Below are 12,846 nucleotides of genomic sequence, written 5' to 3' on the forward strand. Positions count from 1 at the left end.
TCCAAATTTTTCAACTTTTGAATTTGTAAATTCTAAGTTTCTATTTTAATTGTCAGACACAAAAAAAGAGCTGCGACTTTCGTCACAGCTGCTTTCTTTATCTATTTTGATCATCTGAATGATTTTGTTCATCCGTTGAAGTCGATTGATTCTCATCATTCAACTCTTTTTTCGCTTCATCAAACTCATGTTTTTCTTCTGCTTGTTTTTCCGCATCTTTTTCTTCTAGTGCACGTTTTGCTTCTTCAAACGTTTGCGCTTCTTTTTCACTAGGGAAGTCTGCCGATTCTGCTCCTTCAGGCATTACACCTTTTTCAAAGAGAGATTTGATTGCTTTGGCATCCAATGTTTCAAATTCAAGCAGTTTTTCTGCGATCAGTTTGTGTTGCGCACGGTGTGCTTCGATGATTTCATGTGCTTTTTGATGTGCTTCCATCAAGATCTTGCGTACTTCTTGGTCGATTTCAAAAGCAACTTGTTCTGAGTATGCTTTCGTTTGACCATAGTCACGGCCTACGAATACTTGGTGGTTTCCTTCATATTGGACAGGACCTAAGCGATCACTCATCCCATACTCTGTAACCATACTTCTTGCTAGTGCTGTTGCTTGTTCAAAGTCATTTGATGCACCAGTAGATTGAACGTTGAAGATGATTTCTTCTGCGGTACGTCCACCTAGTAATCCAACGATTTGTTCAAACATATCTTCTTTTGTCATTAAGAATTGATCTTCTTTTGGTAAAGCGATCATATATCCACCAGCACGTCCACGCGGGATGATTGTTACTTTATGAACGACACGGGCACGACTCAAGACAAGCCCAACGATCGTATGACCTGCTTCATGGTAAGCGACCATTTCGCGTTCGCGTTTGCTGATGACACGGTCTTTCTTGGCTGGTCCAGCAATCACGCGGTCTTCTGCTTCATCGATATCAGAAGCATCGATTTTTTTCTTGTTTCGACGAGCAGCTACTAATGCTGCTTCGTTTAAGACGTTTTCTAAATCCGCACCAGCAAAACCTGGTGTTTGTTGTGCTACGACTTTCAAATCAACATCGTCAGCAATTGGTTTGTTTCTTGCGTGAACTCGTAAAATCGCTTCACGGCCTTTGACATCTGGACGACCAACTAAAATTTGACGGTCAAAACGTCCTGGACGAAGCAAGGCTGGATCTAATACGTCTGAACGGTTTGTCGCTGCAATCACGATCACGCCTTCATTTCCATCGAATCCATCCATTTCAACAAGCAATTGGTTCAGTGTTTGTTCACGTTCATCGTGTCCGCCACCCATACCAGCGCCACGTTGACGACCGACAGCATCGATTTCATCAATAAAGATGATTGCTGGAGCATTCTTTTTCGCAGTTTCAAATAAGTCACGAACTCGGCTTGCACCGACCCCAACAAACATTTCAACAAAGTCTGAACCCGAAATAGAGTAGAATGGTACGCCAGCTTCACCAGCAACTGCTTTGGCAAGCAACGTTTTACCAGTTCCTGGAGGTCCTTCTAAGAGAACTCCGGCTGGAATACGTGCGCCTAATTCAATGAAGCGTCTTGGATCTTTTAGGAACTCAACGACTTCGACAAGTTCTTGTTTTTCTTCTTCCGCACCCGCTACATCAGAGAAACGAACGCGATTTGCTTTTTTGTCGGCTTCTTTTGCTTTGGATTTCCCAAAGTTCATCACACGGCCTCCGCCGCCTCCGCCACCACCTTGTTGTCCCATCATCATATAGAAGAAGAAGACGATGATCACGATTGGCAAGAAGCTTAATAGGAGTGATACCCATACGCCGCTACTTGATTCTTCTCTGATCGTAGTTGCTACGTTGTTGTCTTTTGCCAACTCTGTGACTTGGCTCAATGTTGTATCGTTTGGCAAAATAATCGTAGTGAAGTGCGTAGTTGATGTCTCAGTAGTACCTAGAATCGATAGACCACCACTATTTGCAACTGTCTGTTGTTCTTTGTATTCACCTGAGATCTTATACACACCATTAGCAGGTTGCACCTCAAAGTTTTTGATTTTGCCTTCTTGTAATTGTTCAGTGAATTTTGAGTACTCGATATCTGACGACCGTTGGCCATTGTTACCAAAAATAAAGTAGACGACCATTACCATCGCTAAGATTACGAGGACATAATACAAGGCATTTTTCATCATGCCATTGTTTTTTTTGTTCATAGTTGTCCTCCCTATGCGTTATTTTTACTTGATAAATATTTTATCAATCCTGACCATACTATTGTAACATAATTTATGAGAGATAGATGATTAATTTGATTGATAAACGCTCGGTTTTAGTACACCGATGTATGGAAGATTTCGATAGGCTTCTGCATAATCTAATCCATAACCTACCACAAACTCGTTTGGCACATTGAAACCAATGTAATCCGCTTCGATATCTACGACTCTGCCTTCGGGCTTATCAAGGAGTGTCACGATTTTGACTGAGTTTGCTTTACGGTATTTGAATAGATCGACTAAATAAGCAAGTGTTCTTCCGCTATCAATGATGTCTTCGACGATCAATAAATCACGGCCTTCCACATTCGTATCCAAGTCTTTTACGATTTTTACTTCACCTGATGAAACAGTTGCGTTACCGTAACTTGAAACATCCATAAAATCCAATTCTAGGTAAGCATCGATCGAACGGATAATGTCTGCCATGAATGGGACAGCACCTTTCAATACACCAACAACCAACGGATTTTTATCTTGATAATTTTCAGTTAACTCTTTTCCTAGTTCTTTACAACGAACTTGTATCTCTTCTTGCGTGATCAATACTCTCTCGATATCTTTTTCTAACATCAGGTTCTCCTTCCAATTGCTTCTTTTTGATATTTGTAAAGAAGTATGTAGTGTATTTTATCAGTTTCTACACCAATACTCAAATAAGAATGGACAAAAGGGACTAGACTCCATAGATTTCTCCCTTCATCTATAATAACCCATGAATTTTTTCGTTGTGCAACAGATATTTTTTTATCGATAAAATATCTTGACACTCTTTTGTTCAACGTCTCCGTCAATTGGATACGATCTCCCGGTTTTCGCCGATCGACCCAAAGCGATTGTTCGGCGGATAACCATAGATCATGAGTGAAGATTTCACCTGTTTCATCCAATTTCCAATCTGGAAGTTGGTCGGGTGTGTAGATCCCTAACCATTCCGACTCTCCTAACTGAATGGATTGATTCGGTATGATTTTTAACGGAGTATTTTGGTGGTTGGTTGATCGTTCCTTTTTTCTTTCATAAAGATAAAGTACTTCATAGGAACGTTCGATCACCCAGCGTTTGCCCAGATCAATCTGCCATTGTCCTGCGGCTTGTTCACATTGTTGTAACAACGTGTCAATCTGTTTTTCTTTGATCGTCACTTTCGTAATTGGAAAAACGTAATCAAAGAACGTGTAAAAGAAGAAGTAACGTTCAAAAGATTCCAAACTTTCGATCACCTTCCACGGAATAGATAAGCGCTCTTCTCTATACGTAAGATGTTCCGTGATCATCTGATGAGTATTTTTTCGGATAAATTGTTCTGCCCATTGGATTTGTTGCGAGAATTTTTGGAAATGAGCCATCGCTTGGGTATTTTCTTTTTTCAATTGTGGTACGACTAAATGACGCAGTCGATTACGTTGGACAGTTAGTTCCTGATTGGTATGGTCCTCAAAAAAAGGTAAATCTTCTGCTTCCGCATACGCATACAATTGTTCTTTACTAAATGACAACAACGGTCGAATAAGTCGCCCACCAGCAAAAGGTTGCGTTTCCTTGATTCCCGCATACGTACCTAGCTGCCCACCACGAATGATTTTCATCAAAATCGTTTCCATTTGATCATCCCCATGATGCGCTGTCATCAATGTATCATAATGATAATCTCGTACGATCTCATCAAATTTCTCATACCGAAAAGCTCGAGCAGCCGTTTCAATTCCTTGTTCCGCGGGATTCTCCCATACTTTTAAGTGGAAAGTAAGATTGTTTTTATCGCAAAAGTCAGCAAGATAGGCTGCTTCATCCGCAGAAACGCTCCGTAAGCGATGATCGATATGGACAACCCCTAACCGAAAGCCAATTTGTTTTTGGGCGGTCATTAAGCAATCGAGTAAAACCATCGAGTCTACCCCACCGGAAACAGCAACTAGTATTTTCGCATGTTCAGACAGATAGCGACGGCGTAAGCCTCTTTTTATAAATGCTTGTTTAAACTGACTTGCTCTTTTATCCATTGGTGTCACATCCTTTTACAAAATAAAAAGAGCGGACAAAAGTCTGTGACAATTGCCTGCCCTTCAATTTCGCTTAGCTTAGCTACGGCGACCGCCACGGCCTCCGCGTTTTCCTTCTGTGTTGCGTTTTAAGGAAGTCAATCGATCATCGCTATCTTTTAAAAATGAGCTCATCAATGAATCGAAGTCTTCTTTTGTATTGGAAGGTTGGCTGCGAGAAAAAGATTTTTTCTGCGGTGCGCGTCCTCGATTATCTCGAGTTTCTTTTTGTGGATATCTCTTTTGACGATTTTCATCATTAGTTTCTACTGGTTGCTCTTGTGCTTTGCGGATAGATAAACCGATTTTCCCATCATCATTGACTGTAATGACTTTGACTGTTACCTCATCACCAACGCTCAATACATCATGAATATCCTTGATATAACCGTTTGATACTTCACTGATATGAACTAACCCTGTTTTGCCAGCTCCTAAATCAATAAATGCGCCAAAATTTGTGATTCCTGAAACTTTTCCTTGCAGTTTTGCTCCTACCTCGATTGACATAAAAAAAATGTTCCTCCTAATTATTTCCCTTTTTTTATATTACTGCTTATTGGGCAGTTGTTGAACTCGTTGTTTGTTCATCGGTGTCTGCTGAATTATCTGTCGTAGATTCAAGTATCGGGTAGACTTGCTCCCCTTCTTTTGAATAGAAAAATTTGCTTCTAGCAAGTTTTGCTACGTAATCTTCATCTTTAAGCAATTTCACGTCTTCTGTGAGTTGGTCTACATCTTTATTGATTTGTTGTAACTCTGTATCTGCTTCGACTTTTAATTCATTTAAATGATTCATTCGTTGCATATCATTAAAAATTTGGAAACCTATTACAGCGAAAATGACCAAAGCACCTAAAAAGATGGCTGTTAACCTGCGTCTACGAAAAATCAATTGGCGTTGTTGTTGTTGAAATTCGACATATTTTTTCTTTGCATACTCTGTGTCTAGTGCAGCGATTTTATTGCTTTTGTTTGCCACCTGTATTCGCTCCAATCTTTTTTGATTGTCATTCTTTATTATACCAACATCCTGAATGCTTGTCTAATCTATTTCGCTTGTGTTTTGTACTCGTGTTTCTGACAAGACTTCATACATTTTTTGTGCATCTTCTTTTTTTGTTGACTCATGCAACTCTGCTACCTTGATTTCCATCGTCTTGTTGCCAAATTGGATGTCCAATTGGTCTCCAACCTTGACATCACTGGAAGATTTCGCTAGTTTGCCATTGATTTTGATTCGTCCTTTATCCGCCACTTCCTTAGCGACAGATCGGCGCTTGATGATTCGCGAGATTTTTAAAAATTTATCTAGTCGCATCTCATGTCCTCACTTTTCTTTTTTTATTTTTTTCAAACGTAAGATTTTCTTACCAAATGGCAGTAACAGCCATTCACGGATCGTAAATAATTTTGTCCAGATCACTGCATATACAAATGTGACTACGCCTATAATGACACCGCCTAGGCTGGCAAAAAGAGCAGTCGAGCGATGGCTCACTGGACCAAACAATAAGTTTAAGAAGCCATAATACACAAACAACGCTAAGACCATCCAACCTAAACATTGGATCAACTTCTTACCAAATTTTCGTTCGTGCCAAAAACTATTGATTGCTGGAGTTTCAGTACGGACAAAATACCATAAAGTCACTGATAGTCCAAGTAATGTCGATAAACTAGCACCGACTGTTCCTAAATAACTCGTGAGAAGCGGTGTAGCTAAAGCTTTAGCAAGCAAGCCCAAACCAGCACCCTTTAGTGAGGGGCGGAAAGAGTTTTTACTTTGAGCAATGCTTTGGTACGCTTGAATAATTGCAGTTAGTCCAATGGAAAAAACAAATAGAACTAGTGTCATATTCCCAGCATAATCTTTAAACAATGCGTAATTGATATAAGGCAACAATACAGCTAATCCTACTGAAGCTGCCAATGCTAATGCAGTCGTCAGACGCAAGTAAATTTTTGCTGTGGAATAAAATTGTCCTTTGACTGCACTCGTTAGGTAGCGTGTCAATGCGGGTAAGAACGTAGCACTTAAAGCTGTAGCAATAACTAATCCTAATTGAACTAACGGTTGCCCACGATCATATACTCCTTTAGCTATTTTAGATGCTTGCTCAGATAAACCATAGATTTGTAACGCATTCTTAACAAAAAAAGAATCAATCAATTGGAAGAAGATCAATAGACCACTATAAATGGAGACTAATCCCCCTTCAATCAAGAAACGGCGCACGAGTGATTTCGCTGGCCTTCTTAAAATCGGAAAGTGGCGGAAGCTCAATGCACCACCATGGATTTTTTGTTCATAATAGTACAGTACACCATATGCACATACGCCACCAAATACTGCGCCACTCATTGCCGCTGTGCCTGTTTGATAGACTGTCCAGCCTAATCGCTTAAAGGCAATTGCGCTAAAAACAATGATTGCTACACGAACAATTTGTTCCACGACTTGCGAAACCGCTGTGGGCTCCATTAAAAATCGACCTTGAAAATTCCCACGATAATAAGATAGTCCTGGCATCAACAAAAACGTGAAGGAGACGATCCGAATCAACGGCATCAGTTGTTGATCCCCCATCATAAGAGCGATCCAGTGACTAAATGAAAATACGAAGAGCCAGAGTAAAAAGCCTGACCAAAAAACAAGGGGATAAAGATTTTTCAATGCTTGTCTTTGTTCGAAAGGGTCTTTTTTTTCTGCTACATATTTAGAGATAAACTGGGGTAGCCCCGACAAAGCGAGTGTCATCGCAATACCATAAATAGGATAAACTTGTTGATAAACATAAAAACCTTCATCGCCCACTAAGTTTTGCAATGGAATCCGATAGAGTGCGCTGAGGACTTTTGCTATAAAGGAGGCAAGCGTCAACACAAAGGCCCCATGCATCACTTGACGCATTTCTTTATGATCCAAAGGTTCAGCCCCTTCCTATGCAGTCGCATATTTCTGTTCGCGCAATGCTTTGACAAATTGTTGGATTTCTTGCAACCAAACAGCAGTCGTTGTTTGAGGTGGCAAGGTCAAACGAATCATCATTTGTTCTTTTTCCACACCAAGTCCTGCTTTTAATTTTGTGGCAGTCAGCGCTTCAAATAATTGTTCAACCGTGTAGCGTTTTGTTCCCACTTTGCTCAACTTGAACACGATGGTTTGTTGTTGCTTACAAATCATCTCTAGCAATGCACGATCGCCATCCATTTTGATTTGTCCAATCGTCAACAAATGCGCGACTTCTTCAGGATATTCACCAAAACGATCCAGTAGATCTGCTTCTAATTCTTCCAACATCTCTTGTGAATCCAATTCGCGAATCCGTTTATAGATTTCGATTTTTTGGCGTTGATCTGACACATAACTTTCTGGTAGATAGGCATCGACGCCTAGATCGATCTCCACAGAAGTTTTTTCTATTTGCTGATTTTTACCTTGTTTACGAGCGACTGCCTCACTCAACATTTGAGAGTACATATCAAAACCAACAGCATCGATAAATCCATGTTGTTGCGCCCCTAGCAAGTTACCAGCACCACGGATCGATAAATCTCGCATCGCGATTTTAAATCCTGAACCCAATTCCGTAAAGTCTTTGATTGCTTGAAGACGCTTTTCGCTGACTTCATTAAGGATTTTTTGCTGTTCGTACATAAAATAAGCATAGGCGACACGATTGCTTCGTCCGACACGTCCTCGTAATTGGTAAAGCGTAGAGAGTCCCATATAATCGGCATTTTCTACGAAGAGTGTGTTTGCATTTGGAATATCCACACCAGTTTCGATGATCGTCGTCGTCACTAAGACATCATACTGTCCCTCGATAAAGTCGAATAATGTGTTTTCTAGTTGGACTTCCGTCATCTGTCCATGCGCATAGGCGATTCTCGCTTCGGGAACTAATGCTTGGATTTCTTCTACTTTACGTTCAATCGTTTCTACACGATTATATAAGTAGAAAACTTGTCCCCCACGTCCCATCTCTCGCTGAATCGCTTCTCGGATCGCACCTGGATTTTTTTCCATCACATATGTTTGGATCGGATACCGATTCGCCGGTGGTGTTTCAATCACCGATAGATCCCGTACGCCTAGCATCGACATATGCAGCGTTCGCGGAATAGGTGTCGCTGTCAAAGTCAGCACATCCACTTGCGCACGCAATTGTTTCAAACGTTCTTTGTGTTTTACACCGAAACGTTGTTCTTCATCAACGATTAATAGTCCTAAATCACTAAATTCAATATCTTTTGACAATACACGATGAGTACCCACAACAATATCTAGTTGTCCTGTTCGTAATTCTTCGATCGTTTCTTTTTGTTGTTTCTTTGTTCGGAAACGACTCAGCAAACCAACATTCACTGGGAATCCCTCAAATCGTTCCAACATCGTTTCGTAATGTTGTTGCGCCAAGATTGTTGTCGGCACAAGAAATGCCACTTGTTTACTTTCTTTGACTGCTTTAAAAGCGGCACGTAGCGCAACTTCTGTTTTCCCATAGCCGACGTCCCCCACAAGTAAACGATCCATTGGTTTTTCTTTTTCCATATCTCGTTTGATTTCCGCCGCACTTCGGAGTTGGTCATCTGTTTCCGAATATGGAAAAGCATTCTCAAATTCTTTTTGATAAGAGTCATCCGGACCAAATGCGTATCCTTTTTCTGCTTCTCTGACCGCATACAATTGGATCAAGTCATCCGCAATATCTTCGATTTTTGAGGAGATCTTACGTTTCGTTTTCGTCCATTCACTACCACCGAGTTTGTTGATTCGTGGTGTTTTCGATTCCGAAGCTACATATTTTTGGATCAAATTCAACTGCGTGACAGGAATAAATAGCTTATCATCATTTTGATAAATGATCGTCATATAATCTTGGTGGACACCGTCGACCTCTAAGGTTTCCATACCGATATATTTCCCGATCCCATGATTCGCATGGACAACGTAATCTCCAGCTTTTAATTCGTTGTAGCTTTTTAGTCGTTCTGCATTCGTTACCGTTTGACGACGTGTCTGTTTTTTTGTTGTCTTTTGAAAAATCTCTTTTTCCGTGATCGTTACGATTTTTTCTTGCGGCAACTCAAAACCTGTCATCAATGCGCCTTCGACTAATTGGACTTGTCCTTTGATCAGTTGGTCTGCTTCTGTTTCTACCACTAATATGTCTTCGTCACGCAACATTTGTTCCGCCTTACGGATACGTTCTTTCGTTGGAATGAAGATGACGACTGTCTGCTCTTGTTTGCGCCAACGATCCATTTCCGTTTTCAGCAATGGCATTTGTCCAAAGAACTGTTGCATCGTGCGATACTGGAACTGGTAAAGTGCTTGGAACCTGAGATTTCCCATTCCTTTTTGGAATAAAGAGAAAAAAGTGGTCGCAAATTTTTCTTTTTGGATGATCCCATGTACATCTGCCACAAATTGTTGTTCAGAGAATACGCGTAACTCACTGATTTTTTGTGTATGCCATTCCGCTGCTTCTCTCTCCATTTCGCGATTCGTTTCCATGATTCGTTGGTAATCGTCCACAATCAGCAAGCTATCTTGGGGAAAATAATCCAAAATCGATAAATGTTCAGGATACAAAAGATCCGCATAGAACTTCGCTTGGTCTGTCGGGACATTACGTTGCCACTCCGAGATCAACTGACCGAAATAGTCATGCAAAAATTGTCGTTCAGTAGGTTCTGCGGTCGTTGCTAATTTCTTTTCTAAGAGGTTTTCTATTTTGTTGATACCGTCAAGCAGATTCTCTTGAGAATAAATTTGTTCACTTGTTGGTGGCAACCACACTTCTTCGATCTTTTCAATCGATCGTTGCGTATCGGCTTCGAAGTATCTCATGGAATCAATTTCGACATCAAATAATTCCACACGAACAGGGTATTCAAATGTCAAAGGATAGATATCGACAATACTCCCTCGCATACTAAATTCCCCAGGTTTTGCGACCATCTCTGTCCGCTCATACCCCATCAAGACGAGTTGTTGCGGTAATGATTCCACGGCGATCTCGTCGCCAATCTGCCAATGTAATTGGGCATTGCTCCATGTTTCTTTATCAGGAAGACGTTTGTGCAATGCTGCCACTGGAAGAAGATAGATTCCTGGCTCATCTTGTTGCAAACGATTCAACGTCGCTACACGTTCAGCCCGAGCTTCAGGAGAAGAAAAAGCCATTTCTGCGGAAAGCACTTCATCTACTGGAAATAAGTGGATACTTTCAGCTGGCAGAACGTGTTGCAGATCCTCTGCCAATTGGTTGACGTAATATAAATTTGGCATCAGGATAATCAGATTTTTATCCAGTTTTTTAAACGCATGTGCAAACAACAACGTCTTAGCAGATCCAGCTAAACCTGTAATCAACTGTCTAGACATCCGTTGTTCAAGATTCATGGACCATTCAGCCACTTGAGCATCTTTGCCAATCAATTGGATCATATCCATCGTTTCATTCTCCTTTCTTAATTAAATTGATTCATTGTATCTATAAAAGAATGGCCATCCAATAGAAATTCAACAGCAGCGACTGATTGATCGATGCTTTGTTCGATCAAGGGTTGCGTCTCTTTACTAAAGGGACTGAGAACATGTTGGACGACTGTTTTTTTACCTTCTGGTCGACCAATACCAACTTTTATTCGATCAAAGATCGTACTATCCAAATGAGAGATAATACTCTTGATCCCATTATGTCCCCCTGCACTTCCTTTTTGTCGTAAACGGATTTTACCGATTGCTAAATCTAGGTCATCATAAACAACCACCAACTCTTCTGGATAAATCCCAAAGTAAGTCATCAATGGACCAACCGCTCGGCCAGATTCATTCATAAATGTTTGGGGTTTGACTAATAAAATTTTCTCACCTTTGTGGAAAAATTCAGCTACTTCTGCTTCAAATGTGTTTTTCTTAAAGGTCGCTTGGTGTTTTTCAGCCAAACGATCCACCACCATAAATCCAACGTTATGCTTTGTATGTTCATATTTCGTTCCTGGGTTTCCAAGCCCTACGATCATTTTCATTTCTGCGCTCATCCAATCTTATAAACAGCACAAAAGGCTGGACTGCTCATAGGCGGTCCAGTCTTTGACTCGATTTTTTTATTATTTTAGCTCCTATTAGTATAACACACAATCCTTTGTTACAGCTAAAAAGAGAAACTTAATAAATGAAAAAATGATTAAAATTATAATTCAAAACTAATGAAATCATTGGTTTTGCTAAATAGTGAAATAACGCACATGTAAGCTTTTACATATGGTACAACCTTGTTATCTGTTATATTTTGTAACCAAATAGCGTGACAGCAGGCTTTTTCCATGTTAGCATAGGCATGGGAAAAACAAATCAATGGAAGGATTGATATAAATGACTGCAAACGCAGAAAAAAAAGATCATCAAAAAGTAATACTTGTTGGAGACGGTGCTGTAGGTTCTAGCTATGCCTTCGCTTTAGTTACACAAAATATCGCTCAAGAAGTTGGTATCATCGATATCAATACAGCAAAAACTGAAGGAGATGCGATCGACTTATCACACGCTCTAGCATTTACTTCACCTAAAAAAATCTACTCAGCTTCTTATGCAGATGCACATGATGCAGACTTAGTCGTTATCACAGCTGGTGCACCACAAAAACCAGGTGAAACACGTTTAGATTTAGTAAATAAAAACTTAAAAATCAACCGTGAAGTTGTTACACAAATCGTTGACTCAGGTTTCAATGGTATTTTCTTAGTTGCTGCTAACCCAGTTGATATTTTAACTTACTCTACTTGGAAATTCTCAGGTTTCCCTAAAGAGCGCGTAATCGGTTCAGGAACTTCACTTGACTCTGCTCGTTTCCGTCAAGCACTTGCTGAATTAGTTGACGTTGATGCACGTAACGTCCATGCGTATATTTTAGGTGAACATGGAGATTCTGAGTTCCCAGTTTGGTCACATGCCAATGTTGCTGGTTTACAAATCTATGAATGGGTGAAAAATAATCCAGACGTGGATGAAGAAGCAATGGTCAACTTATTCTTCGGTGTACGTGACGCTGCTTATACGATCATCGAGAAAAAAGGCGCAACATTCTACGGTATCGCTGTAGCTTTAGCACGTATCACTCGCGCGATCTTAGACGATGAAAATGCAGTTCTTCCATTATCTGTTTATATGAATGGTGAATATGGACTAAACGATATCTATATCGGTGCACCTGCTGTCATCAACCGTCAAGGTATCCAAAAAGTCATTGAAATTCCATTAAGCGACAGCGAACAAGATCGTATGGCCGCTTCAGCAAAACAATTAAAAGATATCTTAGATGAAGCTTTTGCTAAATTGGATGCTGAATAATTAATTACTTGAGACGCTATCGTTCTCACTAAAAAAGAATACACGTTGTTCCAGAAGTAATGTCTTCGAAAACAACCTCATCTTCACAGGGAATCCTGAAAATCGACCTTCCATTTTCTAGGATTTCCTGTTTTTTTATACACTTCCGTATATAAAATCCTTGCCTAACTATCGTTATTTTT

10 protein-coding genes are annotated in these 12,846 nt (G+C 40.2%); 1 reads left to right on the forward strand and 9 read right to left on the reverse strand.

Annotated features, from left to right (window positions below):
• Positions 1-97: 97 nt before the first annotated feature.
• From ftsH to pth, 9 genes are all read right to left on the reverse strand, one after another.
• On the reverse strand, positions 98-2,194 hold the full coding sequence (gene ftsH / locus IGJ95_RS13515) for an ATP-dependent zinc metalloprotease FtsH (RefSeq protein ID WP_010734123.1): 2,097 nt from the start codon (positions 2,192-2,194) through the stop codon (positions 98-100).
• A gap of 90 nt (positions 2,195-2,284) precedes the next feature.
• A complete protein-coding gene (gene hpt / locus IGJ95_RS13520; protein WP_010734122.1) occupies positions 2,285-2,830 on the reverse strand; it encodes a hypoxanthine phosphoribosyltransferase in 546 nt (181 codons plus the stop codon).
• Positions 2,830-4,260, reverse strand: a complete 1,431-nt coding sequence (gene tilS / locus IGJ95_RS13525; RefSeq protein WP_438762110.1) for a tRNA lysidine(34) synthetase TilS — start codon at positions 4,258-4,260, stop codon at positions 2,830-2,832. The genes hpt and tilS overlap by 1 nt, the downstream gene beginning before the upstream one ends.
• A gap of 78 nt (positions 4,261-4,338) precedes the next feature.
• Positions 4,339-4,809, reverse strand: coding sequence for a S1 domain-containing RNA-binding protein (locus IGJ95_RS13530; protein WP_010734120.1), 471 nt, complete (start codon positions 4,807-4,809; stop codon positions 4,339-4,341).
• A 46-nt stretch (positions 4,810-4,855) separates the two neighbouring features.
• Positions 4,856-5,281, reverse strand: a complete 426-nt coding sequence (locus tag IGJ95_RS13535; RefSeq protein ID WP_169058314.1) for an FtsB family cell division protein — start codon at positions 5,279-5,281, stop codon at positions 4,856-4,858.
• A 63-nt stretch (positions 5,282-5,344) separates the two neighbouring features.
• Positions 5,345-5,620, reverse strand: a complete 276-nt coding sequence (locus IGJ95_RS13540; protein ID WP_019722335.1) for an RNA-binding S4 domain-containing protein — start codon at positions 5,618-5,620, stop codon at positions 5,345-5,347.
• A 9-nt stretch (positions 5,621-5,629) separates the two neighbouring features.
• Positions 5,630-7,228 (reverse strand): putative polysaccharide biosynthesis protein, encoded by a 1,599-nt coding sequence (locus IGJ95_RS13545; protein ID WP_169058313.1) that lies wholly within the window; start codon positions 7,226-7,228, stop codon positions 5,630-5,632.
• 15 nt (positions 7,229-7,243) lie between these two features.
• Positions 7,244-10,765, reverse strand: coding sequence for a transcription-repair coupling factor (gene mfd, locus IGJ95_RS13550; protein ID WP_438762113.1), 3,522 nt, complete (start codon positions 10,763-10,765; stop codon positions 7,244-7,246).
• Positions 10,766-10,782: 17 nt separating this feature from the next.
• On the reverse strand, positions 10,783-11,343 hold the full coding sequence (pth, locus tag IGJ95_RS13555) for an aminoacyl-tRNA hydrolase (RefSeq protein WP_010734115.1): 561 nt from the start codon (positions 11,341-11,343) through the stop codon (positions 10,783-10,785).
• 346 nt (positions 11,344-11,689) lie between these two features.
• Here pth and IGJ95_RS13560 point away from each other — a divergent pair, with 346 nt between their 5' ends.
• The gene (locus IGJ95_RS13560) at positions 11,690-12,664 is read left to right on the forward strand and encodes an L-lactate dehydrogenase (protein ID WP_019722338.1); all 975 of its coding nucleotides are present in this window, start codon (positions 11,690-11,692) and stop codon (positions 12,662-12,664) included.
• The last annotated feature ends 182 nt before the right edge of the window (positions 12,665-12,846 follow it).

The organism is Enterococcus sp. AZ156 (assembly GCF_051714165.1).
Lineage (GTDB): Bacteria > Bacillota > Bacilli > Lactobacillales > Enterococcaceae > Enterococcus_B > Enterococcus_B pernyi.